Here is a 17405-nt window from a genome sequence, read left to right as displayed (position 1 = left end):
AAAGTTTTGCCGTGAAGGCTTTTTTTGGGATCGTGCCGTTTGAAACGTAATTTAAACTTCCGGAATTTCGCCCCGGGAAAAAGATTATTTTTCTTTGCACAAAGCAAATTCAGGACCACGCAAACACCTTCTTTTCAATGAATTCCAACGCGTAAACCTTGCAGCTTGCCGGCAGTATAAAAACCGGAAAACGGACCTGCACGCATGGAAAACAAAATATACATAGGCACTTCAGGCTGGCACTACAAGCACTGGGTGGGCACCTTTTACCCGGCCGGCACCCCAGCCCAAGATTTCACGAATTTTTACCTGCGTTATTTCCGCACCGTAGAGATCAATAATTCCTTCTACAAACTGCCGACGCTTGAAACCTTTGCCAGCTGGCGCGCTTCCGTACCCAACGATTTTGTGTTTGCCGTAAAAGCCAGCCGCTACATTACCCACCTGAAAAAACTGAAAGAACCGCAACAAAGCACCCTACGCTTTTTCGAAAACCTACGGGGCTTAGGCAAAAAAACCGGGCCGGTGCTGTTTCAGTTGCCGCCTGCCTGGAAAGTGAACCCGGAACGCCTGCAAAGCCTCTTGCAAATTCTCCCGCCCGAACACCGTTACACCTTCGAATTCCGCGACCAAAGCTGGTACATGCCCGAAATTTACGACCTGCTGCAGCAACACAACGCCGCTTTTTGCATCTACGAGTTGGCCGGCCATCAGTCGCCGCTGGAAGTAACCGCCGATTTTGTGTATATCCGTTTGCATGGCCCAAGCTTAAACAAATACCAGGGAAGTTATCCTGACGAAACGCTAGGGTTTTGGGCCGAAAAACTGCTGGCCTGGCAATCGCAAAACAAGTCCGTGTACCTTTACTTCGATAACGACCAGGAAGGATACGCTGCTTTCAATGCCCGCCGGTTGCAGGAAATGATTTTACAAAGAAAACCGGAAGCGCTGCATGGTAAATTCTGAAAGCCTTTTTGCCACAAGAACTTCGTTAAAAACCAAAAAACGGTAGGCATAAACACAAAAAAAGTCCGGCTCATTTCTGAACCGGACTTTGAGAATTTTAAACGGAAACTGCGGGTTAATTGGCCAAAGCCAGGCTGCGCAGGTGCATGATGTGCGAATAAATAGCGGTGCGCAGTTTCGGGAATTCGATGTACTCTACGCCATAATCCTGGCAGGCTTTTTTAATGATCTTGCTGATCTCCGGGTAATGCACATGCGAGATCTTCGGGAATAAATGGTGTTCGATCTGGAAGTTCAAACCACCTGAAAACCAGGAAACGATCTTGTTATTGGTCGCGAAATTAGCCGTAGTCTGTAATTGGTGAATAGCCCAGGCTTCTTCAATTTTATTTGTTTTCGGTTCCGGCAGCGGAAAATGCGTTTCGCTCACGGTATGCGCCAGCTGGAAAACCACGCTCATAATTAAACCGGTGCTCATGGTAAATACCAGAAAACCAACCAGCCAGCTTACAAAGCCAACCATATAAATGGGCACCAGCGCAAAGATCACTACAAAGGCCAGTTTAAAAGCCCAGAAGGAAATGTGCTCCGAACGCTTGATCTTGGCAATTTTAAAATCGCCGATCTTGCCGGTAAAATATTTCTGAAAATCGCTGAAACCGATCCAGTAGATGTACAGGAACGCGTAAATAGCCCAGAAATAAAAATGCTGAAAACGGTGCAGCTTATATTTTTTCTGCGATTCGCAAAGGCGCAGGAACGGGCGCGCATCCAGGTCATCGTCCACGCCATCTACGTTGGTATAGGTGTGGTGAATTACGTTGTGCTTGGTATTCCACATAAACACGTTGCCGCCCAGTAAATTAAGCGAAAGTCCGGCCAGGTTGTTCAGCCATTTGCGATCGCTGAAACTGCCGTGGGCGCCATCGTGCATGATATTAAACCCGATAGAAGCTCCAACGCCGCCTAACAGAACGCATTCCAGTACGGCCAGCCAGGCCGGCGGGGTAAAGAAAACTAGGTGCACATATAAACCAATCAAGCTAACGATCAGGATAATAGCTTTGGTAAAAAGTTTGGAATTGCCCGAGGGCGTAATTCCTTTCTGCTCAAAATGATCGTTGATACGGTTTTTTAATTCGGAAAAAAAATCGTTGGTAGGAGCTTGAAATCTTGGTGCTGCCATGCAATAAAGTTAAATTATTAATATCCGCAGCATTTACGATATTTACCCGGCTGCAGATTCAGTAAAGGTAATACATTTAAAAATATTTTTCGTAACGGCAAACCCGGAGAAATGCAGATTAAGAGTAAATATGATTAATATCATGTTTCCCTACTTTAACGGCTTTACTTCCACTATTGTTCATTTTACCATTTTATTAAGGGCGTTCACTAATTTGTCGGCCGCTTGAATTGCGCCTTCACGTAGGTCTCCGGGCAGTTTAAGCCCAATGGAAAAGCCTTGTTTTCAGCAACATAAAACCAGGTACAGGAAGCCGAAAATCTCCGGAAAACCGTTCTCTTCGTTTAAAAAAATCATATAAAAAAAAACGGCACCTTCTAAATTTAAAAAACCGCTTAACTTCACCTTTACGATATGAATACTACTTTCAGCACCCTGAGCCAGGTTATAAAAAGCCGCCGCACCATTAAACCCAACCAGTTTAACGGCCGCCAGATCCCCGACGAACAAATCAGCCAGCTCCTGGAGCTAGCCGATTGGGCACCCACCCATGCGTACACCGAGCCCTGGCGTTTTAAGGTTTTTGCCGGCGAAAAAGTACAGCAATTCTGCCTTCAGCACGCCGAACTGTACAAGGACAATACCGACCCGGAAAATTTTCAGCAAGCCAAATACGACAAACTCCTGCGCATGGGCAACTTTACATCCCACGTAATAATTGCCATCATGCAGCGCGGCGACAACTCTAAAATTCCGGTGCTCGAAGAAATTGCTTCTACCAGTTGTGCGGTGCAAAACCTATTGCTCGGCGCTACCGCTTTGGGTATTGCCAGTTACTGGGGCTCGGGCGGCATGGCCTACCAGCCGCCCATGAAAACCTATTTAAAGCTCCGCGAAGAAGACTTGGTTTTAGGGATTCTGTATTTAGGCTACACCGATAAAGAAACACCAGAAGGGAAAAGAAATACGCCGCTCGATGAGAAGATTGATTGGCAGTGGATTGAGTAGGTAAAACGCTATTGTATTCGCCAGAAAAGTCTTATATTTAATTAAACGCGTTCAGACCGAAAGCAATTTTTATGAGAAATTATTCCGTTTCAGAAATCAATTATTCTCCCGCAAAGCGCCTCCGGTTTAAAACAATTAGCGAACCATTTTTCCTGTTGCAGAATATTATCCGGGGCAATATTATTCATAACTGGCCGGGCGCACTTCAGGTAATGCGTTTGCTTACCATTCACAAAATGCCTCCCGGTTTGCTGGCTGAAGACCATCCGTGGGTAACGGGCATAATCCCGGAAACAAAAGAACTTATCTGGCCTTTAAATATTGCTTTCCGCACGCCGGTTAGTAAGCATTGGTCCGTTGAAGATTTCAAACCCGATACTGATGCAGAAATAGCGGAGAAAGTAGGTCGTTTTTTAGCCAGTATGGTCCGGAAATCGGTTATCATTCCAGAAATTCCGCACGGACCACAACGCCGCATGCCGCACGCAGTAAATTATCTGCACGGGGCGGTTCATTACAATGGCGTGATACTGCTTTTTAACAATTTCGCTGAAGCCAGGCATTATATCGCCGATCCGAAATTCCGGAAAGAACTGCGCCGCATTATCAAAACCGAGAACCGGGAAGTAACGCTGGTTTTCCGGGAAAGAAATTACGACCCGGTTGAATTTGCTTATTTTTCAGCCTTTGTAATGTCTCATTTGCCTTGGTTTGCCAATGTAAACGGCGGCGGCAGACGCGTAATGTGGGGCAATCCATCACCTTATCCGGCATCTAATATTATTAATGGTGCATGGCTAAAAGACACCGAAAAGCTCCGCCACAACGATGCGGCTTCCATTGTGCGCCCTCCTATAAAACCAGATCTTTACTTTCAGGGAAATTACGGCGTACCCGTGCGAAACTACCACTTTATAGAAAAAATGCACGCTTTTATGTTGAACGATTGGGTGCGGAAGCGCGGCTTTGATGCCGGTCTTTATTTCGTGGACCGCAAAAAAATTGAACCGCAACGCTACGCACAATACTTGGCTGCCGGTAAAAAAATGGAACCGATAAACCATCCGATTCCCAATCCACTCTTCCAAAAGAAACAGTAAACCAATTCCTGAAAACAAACCCCTTCAATCGCTAAGAAATTCGCCTTAAAAACCAGATAGCAAGTAGGCAGGAATTATTTCACGTTAACTTTTTCGTCGCGGATCAGGCGGCGGTACAAACCCAATATTTGTTCCTGGGAAGCTCCGAAATGATACATGATCTGGAGCGTTGTGAAGATGAGCTGCAATTTTATTACGCCGTTTTCCTGGTACTTCCGGGCCGAAGTTTTTACCGCAAAAGGCAACACTTTAAACCGGTATTTTTTTAGCAACCGGATCACAAGTTCCTGATCTTCCATAACTTTCAAATCGTCGCGAAAACCGCCTTCAGCTTCAAAAACTTCGCGCTTAATAAATAAACTCTGGTCACCCCACCGGAAATACCGTACATTAAAGCGCGTAAACCAACTGTTCAGGTTCAGAAACCAATGATCCAGGTCAAAGCCTAACCGGAAACACCCGCAATCTACGCCCTTGTCAGTTGCATCTGAAATAGCAGCAGGAAAATTGGCTGGTGGAAAAGTATCGGCGTGTAGAAAATAAAGCAGTGTGCCGGTTGCCTTTTTTGCGCCGTAATTCATCTGTCGCGCCCGGCCCTTTTCTGGGCAATGCAATACGGTAGCGCCAGCCATTTCTGCTACATTTCTGGTAGCATCCGTACTTTGGCCGTCAGCCACCAATATTTCGTATGGTATTTCCGATAAATGCTGTTGTAAAAATTCGATCAGCGCACCAATGCCGGCTGCTTCGTTATAGGCAGGAATTATGACGCTGATCTTCATAAAAATGGTTTAAAAGCTACTGGAACGGTATTAAAAATAAGCAAAAAATTAGCACCTTCGTACATCCATAACCATTCTTTTGCTTATGCTCTCTTTCTGGGAAACCGAATCCTTCCTTCACTACGACGTTATCATCATCGGCAGCGGCATTGTCGGGTTATCTACGGCTATTTCCCTGAAAGAAAAAGCACCGGAAAAATCCGTTTTGCTGCTCGAACGCGGCTTATTTCCTTCCGGTGCCAGCACCCGCAATGCCGGTTTCGCTTCTTTCGGCTCTCTCACCGAGCTCCTCTCCGATCTCCAGCACACCCCGCCGGAAACCGTATTGGCGCTCACCGAAAAACGCTGGCGGGGCCTGGCTCGCTTGCGCGAACGTCTCCCCGATGAAGTGATGGATTACCAGCACACCGGCGGCTTCGAACTGCTTTCCGAAAAACAACTGCCCGCTTTGGAAAGTATCGAAAAAGTAAACGAAGTACTGCGCCCGCTTTTCCCGGAAGGCACTTACACCAACCGCCCCGACCTCGTAAAAACGCTAGGGTTTAACCTCGAAAAAGTAAAAACCATTGTGCACAACCCTTACGAAGGCCACCTGCATACCGGCAAACTGATGAAAGCGCTGCTGCAACTGGCCCAGGAAAAAGGCGTGGAAATAAGAACCGGCGCCGAGGTAATGGAGATCAAGGAAACCGGTTCCGGGGTGTGCGTTTACGTGCAGGATCCGGTACGGAAAACGGTACCGTTTCAGGCCCAAAAAGTGGCGGTTTGTACCAATGCCTTCAGCCAGCGTTTGCTACCAGATCTATGCGTAACGCCCGGCCGCGGCCAGGTAATCATCACCAAACCTATTCCGGACCTGAAATTCAAGGGCGCTTTTCATTTCGACGAAGGGTATTACTACCTCCGGAACGTAGGGCAGCGCGTGCTTTTCGGTGGCGGAAGAAATTTAGCATTCCAAGCCGAAGCCACTACCGATATTAGTTACAACGAAACGATATTAGCGGAACTCGAAAAACTGCTCGCTGAAGTGATCTTGCCCGGCCAGAAATTTGAGATCGAACAACGCTGGTCGGGCATTATGGGCTTTACCGAAGACAAGCAACCCATCATCCGCAAAACATCAGACCGCATTGTTGTCGGTTTCGCCTGCAACGGCATCGGCGTTTCCCTCTCCAGCACCGCCGGCGATGAAATTGCGGAGCTCTTGCAGCAATAAGCTTCTGGTTTAACCAAACATTTCAGATTTTCATATTCCCAAAGAAAAGTTCTACTTTGGAGCTGATTCACTTCGATTCATTCTTAACCTGCTGGTTCAGGTTTTCAAACCTTGCTACAATGAGCTGAAGTTTTAAACTTCAGTGAGGCACAGCCTCAAAGACGGCTTCAGAAGGGCATTTAAAAGTATTCCAAACCTTTAACTGCTGTGTTTTGGCCTGTGCGCCGCAAGCCAAGGGAAATAAATCGAAGATCGTAAGATCCTCCCCTCCTTCCTGCGGCATGACAGGCTCTCTAAAGACAAAAAACAAATGAAAAGCAGAAAAACGGTAGGGTTTAAAGCAAAAAAACTGCGTAGTTTGAAAAAGCTAAGCAGTTTTTTTGCTTTATATCAGAAATTCTGAAAGAGAACTTAGGCCTTTTTTACTGGTGTTGCTGGTGTTACCGGTTTTACTTTTTTCACTTTCGCCGGTTTCACTTTTCCTCTCGATAAATTCAGTACCGATAAACCTGCGTAAACATTCGCGCCATACGGCCGACCGATATTAAACAAACCGCCAATATTATCGGAGCCTACAAAAAAGCCGCCTACCCGTACCATGGCACCCACACCGAAGGTCTGGTAATTGTTGTAAACCGATAGCGGCAGCGCCACTTCCAATATCTTCGTTTCTAATCGCGGCGTTAGGGCAACCAACGAACTCTGGCGCATAGCAATAGCGTATTTGCCCCGCAGGTTTTGAAAAATGGTACCGTTCACGTAAAATTTACTGGCCAGCTTATAATCCACATCCAGGTGCAGCGCTGTTGGCAGGCCGGAAGTAAATTCCGTTTTAATATCGAACGCTTCGTTGCCTAATTCCTTGTTAATTACCTGCGCATAATCGTCCGGGTCTTCGGCATTTTCAAAAGCATCCAGGTTCACGTCTTTGTTCTGTGCGTTTATGGTATAGCTCCGGATATTGTCTTTATGGCTGTATTTCACTCCGCCAATATCCAGCAAACTGGCACTCACCCGAAACTTGTATTTATTCTTGCGGTCGTTCTGGTAGGTTTTGCCATCTACGATATAATTATACTGCTCCACATCCGGGCGGAATTCATAGGTAAAACCAATGTCGGCACCCCAGCCATTTCCCGGCGCATCGCTGGCCGCGATCCAGCCCATCGCTTTCGAAAACGAAATGCCATCCATGAAATCTTCGCTCATATAACCGAACTGCGCTTCCATGTTTTGTATCTCTACGTTATGATATTCGTCGGTAGAGGGCGCCGGGTAATCGCGGGTGGTTACCTTAAAGTTCATGTCCTTATTAATGAAGTGCGCCGAATAAACGCCGGTAACCTTTTTAAGCGTGGCTCCCGCCTTCAGAAAATGCGAACCTTTATCCAGCATAACCCGCGCGTAAGTAACGCCAATTTCGGCGTTCACGTTGGCATTCATGCTGAACTGGTTGTTGTCGTACACTTTATCGACCATGGCATCGTTGGTGGTACCGGCCCGTAAAAGTTCCGCAATCGGTTCCGAAACGTTGTTGAAGTTAAGGCCGCCACGCACCCGGGTACTCAAGGCCACGCTATGCTTTTTGCTCAGCATTACCATAAAAGAAGGGCCACGGTAATCTACCGAGGCGGTAAGTAATTTTGGACGGTTGTTCTGAATAACCTGCAGGTTGTCATCATTTACATCCAGGTCTTCTCTTATTACTTTATAAATAGATTCGGACCCGTAGTAGCCCACGTAATTATTAGAAATGTTCACGTCGAAGCTCGAAATGAACAGGGAAAATTTAGAGCGGGAATCGGCAATGGAGGCCGGGCTTACGTGCATCCGGTTTATGCCGGCATAGTTACTCGAACTCAGGCCGAGCATTTGCTGGGCTTTGCTTTCAAAAGTAAGCAAAGAAGCAAAAAAAATGGTTAGGGGTAGAAGTTTTTGCATTTAAAGGAGATTAGGTTGGCGTGGTTGGCCGGCTTACTTTACCGACTTGTTTTCAAACAAGCAAAGTTACTAACATTCAGTCAATTATCAGCATACCCACTTCCGGGTATTCTGCAACTTGTTTATTTTTTTAACATAGCTACAAAACCATTCTCAGGCCGTAAAGTTCAACCAGTTACAGGAAAATTTCAGACCCGAAAAATGGTATCATTCAGCGAGCAAAAAGTCTGTTTATCTGTAAAATCGTCACTTCCGGAAGTAAACTAAGACGATCCGCCACTTATAACATTTCAAATTTCATATATTTACGACATCTACTTCATTTTCCTCTTCCTTATGCAAACAATTTTAGGCGCCGGCGGCGCAATCGGAACAGAACTGGCAAAAGCCCTGAAAAAATATACTGCAGAAATCAGGTTGGTAAGCCGGAACCCGGAAAAAGTAAATGCTACGGATCAGCTTTTCCCCGCCGACCTGACCAAAGCCGAAGAAGTGGAAAAAGCTGTTGCCGGTTCCGAAGTGGTGTACCTGGTAGTTGGTTTTGTATACAAGGTAAGCGTGTGGCAGAAAAACTGGCCGGCACTGATGCAAAACGTGCTGGCCGCGTGCAAAAAACATAATGCAAAACTGGTTTTTTTCGATAATATGTACATGTACGATCCCGCTTACCTGGGCCACATGACCGAGGAAACGCCCGTAAAACCGGTAAGTGAAAAAGGCAAAGTACGCGCCCAGATTGCTGAAATGCTGTTAAAAGAAACCCGCTCCGGAAACCTGACCGCTTTAATTGCCCGCGCCCCGGATTTTATTGGCCCGAAAAACAGCGTACTGACGGAAATGGTCTACAAAAATCTGAAGCAGGGCAAAAAAGCGAACTGGTTCCTCGATGCCGATAAAGTACATTCTTTCATTTTCACGCCCGATGCCGCCAAAGCAACCGCTTTACTGGGCAACACCCCCGATGCCTATAACCAGGTCTGGCATTTACCAACCAGCAGCCCCGCGCTCACAGTAAACCAATGGACCGCCCTCTTTGCCAAAGAACTGAACACGGAAGCCAGAATGATGGTATTGCCGCGCTGGATGATCAGTCTGCTGGGATTGTTTATGCCCATCGTAAAAGAATCGAAAGAAATGCTTTACCAGTACGACCGCGATTATGTCTTCGACAGCAGCAAGTTTGAAAAACGTTTCGGGATAAAAGCAACCCTGCCGCAGGAAAGTGTAAAGCAATTAATTAAAATGCTGGAAAATTAAGCGTTAAATTTTCTAAAATTGCAAGTTAAAAAACGATAGGGAAATCAACTCAAAAACTGCCGGAAATTATATTATCTGTATGGAGATCAGAACGCTAAAAAACACAGCGCCTTCCCAACTTGTAGCCTGTTTCAACGAAGCTTTTTCCGATTATTTTGTACCGGTTTCCGCAACCGAAGAAGCCATGCAAAACCGCTGGCGCGCCAGCCGGGTAGATTTTAATTTGTCGGTCGGGGCGTTTGAAAACGATAAATTAGTGGCCTTCATCTTTACCGGCGTCGGGGAGTTAAACGGCCATAAAACCGCTTACAATGCTGGCACGGGCGTAATTCCGGCATTCCGGGGACGAAAACTGGTTTCAGAACTTTACCATTTTGCTATTCCGCTTTTTAAAAATGCCGGTATAACCCAATGCACGCTGGAAGTGATCACCCAGAACGAAAAAGCCATAAAAGCTTACCGCAACGTAGGGTTTGAAATCGGCCGCACCCTGCATTGCTACCAGGGCGAAATTCAACCGGCAATTTCCAAAATCCCTTTCGAAATAAAGAGGAGCAAAGAAATTGATTTTGAAGAACTGAAACCCTTGCAGCCTTTTGTTTTTGCCTGGGATTTTATGAACGATGGCATAAAAGCTGCGAATAATTATGAATGCTGGCAATTGTCAGATAACAACCAGCTGAAAGCATATTTGCTTTTGAATCCTGCCACCGGTTACATCGCGCAGCTTGGTTTCGATAAAACCAGCCCGGAAAATTATGGCCTTAAATTGCTGCAGGAAGTTGCCAGAATGCAGCGTTCATTCAAAATAAACAACGTAGATGCCCATTCACCGGAAACGATAAAGGCACTTTCCGATGCCGGTTTGGTTCATTTTATTTCCCAATACGAAATGCGGAAAATGCTCACCTGATTTCGTTCTGAACTTTATATTTTTTAAATAAACCCATGCAGGTACCCCTTCTTCAAACAGACCGGCTCCTTTTACGCCCCATTTCCATTCTGGATCTGGACGACTTATTGCCATTTTCTTATTTCGACGGTAAACCCGTTACTACCAGGGATGGCATCATAGACAAACTTTCCCGCATTGAAAAAGAAATTGCTGCCGGAAATTCTTTGCATTGGGGTATGGCCCTGAAAAGCAGCAACCAGGTAATTGGCGCCGCCGGTTTTTACCGCGGTTTCCCGGGCAAGACCGGCGAAATCGGGTATGCCCAGAATCCGGCTTTTGAAAGGCAGGGTTTTATGCGCGAAGCGGTTGCTGAAATCGTAAAATACGGTTTTGCCGGCCTAAACCTCGACCACGTAATTGCCTACACTTCCGAAAGCAATCCGGCCTCCATCAAAGTGTTACTGCACAACGATTTTCTGGAAACAGTTTCGGATATTGAGGTTTATAAAAAATTTATCATTTCCCGGCAACCCGCTTTTTAAATTATGCTCGAAATAGAATTAAACCCGTTTACCTATCTGCACACCGAAAGGCTGCTTTTGCGCGAAGTACAGGAAACGGATGCGCCTGAGATATTCATTTTCCGTTCCGACGACCGCATCATGCAGTACCTGGACCGGGAAAAACTAAACTCGGAAACAGAAGCGCTGGAATTTATTGGAAAATATAAAAAAGCGATCCATGAAAATGAAGGTATTAATTGGGGGATCTGCCTGAAAGATTCCGATAAACTGATCGGCACGATTGGCCTTTGGCGGTTTATTAAAGCCAATCACCGCGCCGAGATCGGTTACAGCCTGCACCCCGATTTCTGGAATAAAGGCCTGATGCGCGAGGCCATGCAAGCGGTTTTAGATTACGGTTTTCAGACCCTGAAACTGCATAGCATTGAGGCCAATATCAATCCCAAAAACGAGGCCTCGCGGAAGCTGCTCGAAAAACACGGCTTTGTGCAGGAAGCGTATTTCCGGGAAGATTATTATTTTCAGGGCAAATTCCTGGATTCTGTAATCCTCTCGCTCATAGATCCGGCAACGCGCAATCCCAGCAAGCTTTAATGCATTTTAAATCAGAAAATACTCCGACAGAAGCTTTAGTTTTTCAGGTAAAAAGCATAGCGTTTTTAAAAACGGTTCGCCACTTTTTTTCCCTGAAAGCATAGTGTTTTGTGGCTGGGTTCAAGCCCGTTTAAAAATTCTGCGGTAAAAAATAATCCCGATAGCATTTTCGTTCGTATGGTTTAAGCGTTGTATGCAACCTAACCTCCCGAATGAATAACCGCTTTAACCACCATACCTATAGCTATAAGGGCTTCAGGTTTCCAACCCATTTCTGCGAAATTGCTTTATGGTCTTTCGGAACCGTTCTTGATAACTCCGAAACCAGCTGAAGTAAAAGCCCAATCAGATTTCAATTAATTGCAATTAAATACCAGCGGCTAAATTTTAACTTTGCTCTTGGCTTTAAGCCCGAAATTCCGCTTCCCAATCTCCAACTCCCATGAAAAAACAGGCCAGGGAAATTCAGTTCTTTTTATTCAGCCAGTATTTTTCCGATGGCCTGCGCATTACGCTGGGCGTGTTATTGCCTTCGCTGCTTTTTGCGCAACTCGGTCGTTTCGAAATTGGCCTTATTTTATCGTTAGGTGCGCTTTGCGTAAGCATTACCGATTCGCCGGGGCCGGTGGTGCATAAACGCAACGCCATGCTGCTTTGTAATGTTGCCATTTTTATGGTGGCGTTCATTACCGGTTTTGCGCGTTTAAACCCGTACGTGCTCGGCGCTGAGATCGTGCTTTTCTGTTTCGGATTTTCCATGCTTATGGTTTACGGGGCCCGCGCAACCGCGCTTGGTACGGCCGGCCTGGTCGTTATGATCCTGACGATGGACAATGCTCTGAAACCTTCGGAAATACTGGGTTACAGCGCTTTAATTACGGCCGGCGGCGTGTGGTACATGCTTTTAAGCTTATTTTTTTTCCAGATAATGCCTTACCGGCAGGCCCAGCAAACCTTAGGCGAATGCATTCACGAAGTGGCTCGTTTCCTGCGTTACAAAGCCGAATTTTACCGTGCCTACACCAACCTGGACGATGAATATCGCAGAATTGTGGCTCAGCAAATTGTGGTGAGCGAAAAGCAGGATGCGGTACGCGAGGTGCTTTTTAAAAGCCGCCAGTACATTAAAGCTTCTACCACGCCGGGCCGCATTCTGCTGCTTACTTTTGTAGACCTGATAGACCTGTACGAACAGATCATGGCCACGCATTACGATTATGCCGCGCTGCGCAATAAGTTCGGTAAAACCGGGGTGCTGAGCGAAGTTGCCCGCCTAATTTTACAGATCGCCGACCAGCTCGACGATATCGGTTTTGCTTTTCAGTCGAACATCCGGTTGCGTTTGCCCTCTAACCTGAACCCGCAACTTGAACAACTCAAACTGCACATCGATAAAGTGGGCGAAGACGAAAAAGAAACGAGCAACCTGGCCCTGAAAAAAATTCTGGTAAACCTCCGGAATTTAACCCACCGCCTGCACGATATGCAGCAGTATTTCAACGCTACGCCTTCGGACCTTGAAAAGAAAACCGGGCCGCTCGAGTACTCCCGTTTTGTTTCACAGCAGGCTTACGACCTGAAATTGATCCGCAATAACCTGAATTTTAATTCTACTATTTTCAAGCATTCGGTGCGGGTGGCGCTGGTGTGTTTGTTTGGTTACATTGTTACCAAAGTAGCGCCGTATGGCCAACACAGTTATTGGGTTTTGCTTACCATTATCGTAATTCTGAAACCGGGTTTCAGCCTAACCAAGCAGCGGAATAACGAACGCATTATTGGCACCATTGCCGGTTCGGCCATTGGAATTCTGATCCTGGTCTTTATTCCGAACCAGACCGCCCAGTTCATTTTCCTGCTCTTGTGCATGGTAGGAACCTACAGTTTTCAGCGGATGAATTACGTGGTAAGCGTTATTTTTATGACGCCATTCGTGCTGATCCTGTTTAACTTTCTGGGCGCCGGTAACCTGAATATTGCCCAGGAACGGATCATCGATACGCTCATTGGGGCGGCCATTGCTTTTTCGGCGAGCTACTTTTTATTCCCGAGCTGGGAATCGGAACAGCTCAAAAAATTTATGCGCGAAATGCTGACTGCCAACGTAAATTACCTGCAAAAACTCTCCGATATTCTGGCCGGCAAAAAGGTTGGTATTGAAGATTACAAACTGGCCCGCAAAAATGTGTACGTGCATTCGGCCAACTTATCGGCCGCTTTTCAGCGCATGATGTCGGAACCGAAACGGAAACAGATCAAGAGCAAGGAAGTGCATAAGTTTGTGGTGCTCAACCATATTCTGTCGTCGTTTATTGCCACAGCAGCTTCCGGTTTGCTTAATCGCAAGCCCCAGGTTTACCCGCCCGAATACGTAAAACCCGTAAAACGATCCTGCGCCATGTTAACTGAAAGCGCAAAAAAAATGGAAGCCAGCGTTATGACCAGCCACGTTTCCAAACCTGCTGAAGAATCCGAACTTACCTCTACCCTGCCCGAGAATTTCGACGAACATTTACTCAAATCGCAGCTCGATTTTATTCAAAAGGTAAGCGCCGATATCCGGAAAATTTCCGATGCTATTTTAAGCTGAGTTTGGAGTTTTCAGGCTTAAAAGCATAGCGTTTTTGGAAAGGTCTAATGTAAATAAATGAATTTATGGCGGGTAGCAAGACAGACTTTTCGGGCGCCAAACCATAGCGTTTTCTTTTCTGAATTTTGGCAATAACGTAAAAGGACGACCCCAAGGGTCGCCCTTACTTTTTATGCCTGAAACGCTACCGTTTTAAACGGCCAGTGGCTGCAGTTCAAACATTTCGGCCAGCAATTCATACGAACGAAGGCGGTCGGCAAAATCGTGGGTAATGGTTACGGCCACAATTTCATCTACGCCGTAATCCTGGGCCAGCTTTTCGAGCCGCGGCTTTACCTTTGCGGGCGTGCCCGAGATCATGCGTTTGCGGTTGTAATCAATGCGTTCCTGTTCTTCTTCGGTAAACTCCCGGTCTTTTATTTCTTCGTAAGGCAGAATTCCTTCGCGCACCCCTTTTTCAATTTTCAGCATCTGCACATCCATTACGGCCTGTAACTGCTGCGCTTTTTCTTCGGTATCGGCTACCATAATAAAAATGGCAACGTTGGCTTTGGGCGCTTTTAAATGTTCCGAAGGTTGAAAATGTTCTTTGTATAGTTTCATCAGTTTCGCGCCGCTGTTGGGGTTTATGAAATGGGCAAACGAAAACCCCATGCCGAAATGCGCCGCAAAAACGCCGCTTTGTCCGCTGGAACTGAGCAACCAGAGCTCCGGAACGGTTTGAGCCAGCGGCGAGGCTTTAATTTTGGTTTGGTTGGGGCCGGTAATGCCATCGTTGAGGAAATGCGTAAGATCTACCAGTTGCTGCGTAAAATCATCTTCGTTGAAGGTATTGCTCGGGTTCAGGAGCGAAGCGGTGTACCGGTCGGTGCCCGGCGCGCGGCCCATACCCAGATCAATGCGGCCCGGGAAAAGCGTTTCGAGCAACCGGAAATTTTCGGCCACTTTCAGCGCGCTGTGGTTGGGCAACATTACTCCGCCGGAACCCAACTTTATGCGGGTGGTCTGGTTTGCCAAATGCGCGATCAGCACCTCGGGCGAAGAACCCGCCAGACTTGCCGTATTATGATGCTCCGAAACCCAAAAACGCGTAAAACCCAGTTTTTCTGTGAATTTTGCCAGATCGGTCGTTTCCTTCAGAGCCTGCTGCGCCGTGCCGCCTTTGCGCACCGGCGACTGGTCTAATACACTGAGTTTCATGCTGGACATTTTTTTAATTGCTGATGTTAATAGTTGATTGTTGGTTGTTGGTTGTTGGTTGCGTGTTTTTAGTATTTGAGAATATGCAAAGCTGATCGTTAATGGAAATATATTGCGCCGCCCGAAATCACCAATTCTTTTCATTCTCATGAATGAATAAACAATCAGCAATCAACAATCAGCAATTATTCCGTCCAGATGCCCATTTTCCCCATCTGGTAATCGCGCATGGCTTCCATAATTTCTTTTTCGGAGTTCATTACGAAAGGTCCGTGGGCTACAATGGGTTCGTTATATGGCTGCCCGTGACCCAGGATCAGTTCCGAATCCTGCATGGCAACGATCAGGATCTCTTCGCCGGCATTGCTAAATTCTACCAGGTTATGGGTAACCGCCAAACTGCCGTTCACCCTTACTTCGCCGTTTACTACATAAAATAAAATGTTTCTCTCGGCCGGAATTCTCAGGGTATAATGGGCCTCTTTTTTCAGTTGAAGGCGCGCAATTTCTATTCCGGTCAGCGATTGGATGGGGCCTTGCGTGTTTTCCCAGTTTCCCGATACCGGATGAATAATTACCTTGCCATTATCAGCCGGAACTGCCGGAATTTTATCTTTTTGCAAACCGGTATAGGCCGGCTGCGTCATTTTCAGGTTGGCTGGCAGGTTGAGCCAGAGCTGGATCACTTCTTCCATGCCCCCTTTTTCTTTGAATTCCTCCGAAGAAATTTCGGTATGGATCACGCCGCGTCCGGCCGTCATCCATTGCACCCCGCCAGCCTGAATGGTATCTTTTCCGCCGCCGGAATCCTGATGTACAATATCGCCCTGCAAAATAAACGTGAGCGTTTCGAAACCCCGGTGCGGATGCGGCCCGAAAGGCAAGCCGCGGTTCTCCGGACCATATTGTTGCGGACCGTGGTGATTGAGAAACAAAAACGGATCTAGGTGATTTACCGAGCCGGTGGGCAAGGCACGAAAAGTAGTCAGATCGGCAACAGGGGCAGAAACGGCCTTATGAATCTTTTTAATTTTTTTCATTTCCTGAAAATGTTGAAAGTTTGCGCTAAAAAAACGCTATGGTTCCCGGCCCTAAAACCCAGGAAAATGATGCCAGATTTTATTTCCCCGGAAATTAATAAGCACTGGCCCGGTTTAATTTTTCTATTGCGTCTTTTCCAGGTTTCAGTTCCGCGGCTTTTAGCAGTTCGTTTAATTGGTTCAGGCTGGTAGCACTGGCAATCGGGGCCGTAATGCCGGGGCGGTGCATGAGCCAGCTCAACGCAACCTGCGCCGGTGTAGCGTTCAATTCCGCTGCAACTTCGTCTAAAGCGTTCAGGATCCGGAAACCGCGATCGTTCAGGTATTTCTGAATGCCGCCACCCCGCTGACTTTTACCCAGATCGGCTTCGGAACGGTATTTACCGGTAAGGAAACCGCTGGCCAGAGAATAATAAGGAATTACCCCGATATTATTATTTACGCAAAGCGGTTCCAGGGCTTTTTCAAAGCCTTCGCGGGCGTATAAATTGTATTCGGGTTGCAGGGTCTGGTAGCGCGGCAAATTCATTTCATCGCTGGTTTTCAAGGCTTCGGCCAGGCGTTCTGCACTATAATTGGAAGCCCCGATGGCGCGCACTTTCCCGGCGTTAATGAGGGTTTGGTACGCTTCCAGGGTTTCATCCAATGGCGTAGCCGGGTCGTCGTAGTGCGATTGGTAGAGATCGATGTAATCGGTTTGCAAACGTTTCAGCGAATCTTCGGCGGCTTTCACAATGTATTCCTTTTTCAGGTTTTTGCCCTGGCCCATATCGCCGCCCACTTTGGTGGCAATAATAACTTGTTCCCGGTTGCCGCGTTGCTTCAGCCAGTTTCCAATAATGGTTTCCGATTCGCCACCAGTATTTCCCGGTTTCCAGTTCGAATAAACGTCGGCCGTATCGATGCAGTTAAAACCGGCCCGGGTAAAAGCGTCCAATATTTCGAAAGAGGTGGTTTCATCGATCGTCCAGCCAAAAACGTTTCCGCCAAAAACCAAAGGCGCAATCTCAAGTCCGGAATTCCCTAGTTTTCTTTTTTCCATAGTTTTTATTTTAGAATGTTCGATTGTTCGTTTTTAGTCCTCCTCTGGAGGGGCTAGGGAGAAG

The 17405-nt window shown here is 46.8% G+C and carries 15 protein-coding genes; 9 read left to right on the top strand and 6 right to left on the bottom strand.

Features of this window, described 5'->3' with window-relative positions; all coding sequences use genetic code 11:
- Window positions 1–204 precede the first annotated feature (204 nt).
- On the top strand, window positions 205–966 hold the full coding sequence (locus tag I5M27_RS05760; RefSeq protein ID WP_200505227.1) for a DUF72 domain-containing protein: 762 nt from the start codon (window positions 205–207) through the stop codon (window positions 964–966).
- Window positions 967–1081: 115 nt separating this feature from the next.
- Here I5M27_RS05760 and I5M27_RS05755 read toward each other — a convergent pair whose 3' ends face one another.
- Window positions 1082–2152: a fatty acid desaturase family protein gene (locus I5M27_RS05755; RefSeq protein WP_200505226.1), complete on the bottom strand. Its 1071-nt coding sequence runs from the start codon at window positions 2150–2152 to the stop codon at window positions 1082–1084.
- 414 nt (window positions 2153–2566) lie between these two features.
- Between I5M27_RS05755 and I5M27_RS05750 the strand changes: the two genes are divergently transcribed.
- Window positions 2567–3160 carry a nitroreductase family protein gene (locus I5M27_RS05750; protein ID WP_200505225.1) on the top strand — a complete coding sequence of 198 codons (594 nt, stop codon included), beginning with the start codon at window positions 2567–2569 and terminating at the stop codon, window positions 3158–3160.
- Between the two features lie 71 nt (window positions 3161–3231).
- Entirely contained in the window at window positions 3232–4260 is a 1029-nt protein-coding gene (locus I5M27_RS05745; RefSeq protein WP_200505224.1) for a hypothetical protein, read from the top strand.
- A 74-nt stretch (window positions 4261–4334) separates the two neighbouring features.
- Here I5M27_RS05745 and I5M27_RS05740 read toward each other — a convergent pair whose 3' ends face one another.
- Complete coding sequence (locus tag I5M27_RS05740) at window positions 4335–5042, bottom strand: TIGR04283 family arsenosugar biosynthesis glycosyltransferase (protein WP_200505223.1); 708 nt, start codon at window positions 5040–5042, stop codon at window positions 4335–4337.
- Window positions 5043–5127: 85 nt separating this feature from the next.
- Between I5M27_RS05740 and I5M27_RS05735 the strand changes: the two genes are divergently transcribed.
- Window positions 5128–6258, top strand: a complete 1131-nt coding sequence (locus I5M27_RS05735; RefSeq protein WP_200505222.1) for an NAD(P)/FAD-dependent oxidoreductase — start codon at window positions 5128–5130, stop codon at window positions 6256–6258.
- Between the two features lie 411 nt (window positions 6259–6669).
- Here the strand turns inward: I5M27_RS05735 and I5M27_RS05730 are convergent, their stop codons facing one another.
- Complete coding sequence (locus tag I5M27_RS05730) at window positions 6670–8199, bottom strand: DUF5723 family protein (RefSeq protein ID WP_200505221.1); 1530 nt, start codon at window positions 8197–8199, stop codon at window positions 6670–6672.
- Between the two features lie 336 nt (window positions 8200–8535).
- On the opposite strand from I5M27_RS05730, the gene I5M27_RS05725 reads away from it, so the two are divergent.
- The 5 genes from I5M27_RS05725 (at window position 8536) to I5M27_RS05705 (ending at window position 14059) form a co-directional block, all read left to right on the top strand.
- Window positions 8536–9456 (top strand): NAD-dependent epimerase/dehydratase family protein, encoded by a 921-nt coding sequence (locus I5M27_RS05725; RefSeq protein WP_200505220.1) that lies wholly within the window; start codon window positions 8536–8538, stop codon window positions 9454–9456.
- Window positions 9457–9535: 79 nt separating this feature from the next.
- On the top strand, window positions 9536–10369 hold the full coding sequence (locus tag I5M27_RS05720) for a GNAT family N-acetyltransferase (protein WP_200505219.1): 834 nt from the start codon (window positions 9536–9538) through the stop codon (window positions 10367–10369).
- Between the two features lie 35 nt (window positions 10370–10404).
- Window positions 10405–10893 carry a GNAT family N-acetyltransferase gene (locus tag I5M27_RS05715; protein WP_200505218.1) on the top strand — a complete coding sequence of 163 codons (489 nt, stop codon included), beginning with the start codon at window positions 10405–10407 and terminating at the stop codon, window positions 10891–10893.
- A gap of 3 nt (window positions 10894–10896) precedes the next feature.
- A complete protein-coding gene (locus tag I5M27_RS05710) occupies window positions 10897–11469 on the top strand; it encodes a GNAT family N-acetyltransferase (RefSeq protein WP_200505217.1) in 573 nt (190 codons plus the stop codon).
- Between the two features lie 442 nt (window positions 11470–11911).
- Window positions 11912–14059 carry an FUSC family membrane protein gene (locus tag I5M27_RS05705; RefSeq protein WP_200505216.1) on the top strand — a complete coding sequence of 716 codons (2148 nt, stop codon included), beginning with the start codon at window positions 11912–11914 and terminating at the stop codon, window positions 14057–14059.
- 192 nt (window positions 14060–14251) lie between these two features.
- Here I5M27_RS05705 and I5M27_RS05700 read toward each other — a convergent pair whose 3' ends face one another.
- From I5M27_RS05700 to I5M27_RS05690, 3 genes are all read right to left on the bottom strand, one after another.
- Window positions 14252–15259, bottom strand: coding sequence for an LLM class flavin-dependent oxidoreductase (locus I5M27_RS05700; RefSeq protein WP_234462411.1), 1008 nt, complete (start codon window positions 15257–15259; stop codon window positions 14252–14254).
- 185 nt (window positions 15260–15444) lie between these two features.
- Window positions 15445–16299, bottom strand: a complete 855-nt coding sequence (locus tag I5M27_RS05695) for a pirin family protein (RefSeq protein ID WP_200505214.1) — start codon at window positions 16297–16299, stop codon at window positions 15445–15447.
- A gap of 94 nt (window positions 16300–16393) precedes the next feature.
- Entirely contained in the window at window positions 16394–17341 is a 948-nt protein-coding gene (locus I5M27_RS05690; protein WP_200505213.1) for an aldo/keto reductase, read from the bottom strand.
- Between the last annotated feature and the right edge of the window lie 64 nt (window positions 17342–17405).

Source organism: Adhaeribacter terrigena, assembly GCF_016623615.1.
GTDB classification, from domain to species: Bacteria; Bacteroidota; Bacteroidia; order Cytophagales; family Hymenobacteraceae; genus Adhaeribacter_A; species Adhaeribacter_A terrigena.
The sequence above is the reverse complement of the archived record's forward strand: the minus strand, read 5'-3'. Positions and strand labels throughout refer to the sequence as shown.

Excerpts from the sequence above, each read along its gene's own strand:
- I5M27_RS05710 (WP_200505217.1), top strand. The coding sequence starts at position 10,897 with ATGCTCGAAATAGAATTAAACCCGTTTACCTATCTGCACACCGAAAGG.
- I5M27_RS05730 (WP_200505221.1), bottom strand. The coding sequence starts at position 8,199 with ATGCAAAAACTTCTACCCCTAACCATTTTTTTTGCTTCTTTGCTTACT.
- I5M27_RS05725 (WP_200505220.1), top strand. The coding sequence starts at position 8,536 with ATGCAAACAATTTTAGGCGCCGGCGGCGCAATCGGAACAGAACTGGCA.
- I5M27_RS05700 (WP_234462411.1), bottom strand. The coding sequence starts at position 15,259 with ATGAAACTCAGTGTATTAGACCAGTCGCCGGTGCGCAAAGGCGGCACG.
- I5M27_RS05750 (WP_200505225.1), top strand. The coding sequence starts at position 2,567 with ATGAATACTACTTTCAGCACCCTGAGCCAGGTTATAAAAAGCCGCCGC.
- I5M27_RS05735 (WP_200505222.1), top strand. The coding sequence starts at position 5,128 with ATGCTCTCTTTCTGGGAAACCGAATCCTTCCTTCACTACGACGTTATC.
- I5M27_RS05695 (WP_200505214.1), bottom strand. The coding sequence starts at position 16,299 with ATGAAAAAAATTAAAAAGATTCATAAGGCCGTTTCTGCCCCTGTTGCC.
- I5M27_RS05755 (WP_200505226.1), bottom strand. The coding sequence starts at position 2,152 with ATGGCAGCACCAAGATTTCAAGCTCCTACCAACGATTTTTTTTCCGAA.
- I5M27_RS05690 (WP_200505213.1), bottom strand. The coding sequence starts at position 17,341 with ATGGAAAAAAGAAAACTAGGGAATTCCGGACTTGAGATTGCGCCTTTG.
- I5M27_RS05745 (WP_200505224.1), top strand. The coding sequence starts at position 3,232 with ATGAGAAATTATTCCGTTTCAGAAATCAATTATTCTCCCGCAAAGCGC.
- I5M27_RS05760 (WP_200505227.1), top strand. The coding sequence starts at position 205 with ATGGAAAACAAAATATACATAGGCACTTCAGGCTGGCACTACAAGCAC.
- I5M27_RS05720 (WP_200505219.1), top strand. The coding sequence starts at position 9,536 with ATGGAGATCAGAACGCTAAAAAACACAGCGCCTTCCCAACTTGTAGCC.
- I5M27_RS05705 (WP_200505216.1), top strand. The coding sequence starts at position 11,912 with ATGAAAAAACAGGCCAGGGAAATTCAGTTCTTTTTATTCAGCCAGTAT.
- I5M27_RS05740 (WP_200505223.1), bottom strand. The coding sequence starts at position 5,042 with ATGAAGATCAGCGTCATAATTCCTGCCTATAACGAAGCAGCCGGCATT.
- I5M27_RS05715 (WP_200505218.1), top strand. The coding sequence starts at position 10,405 with ATGCAGGTACCCCTTCTTCAAACAGACCGGCTCCTTTTACGCCCCATT.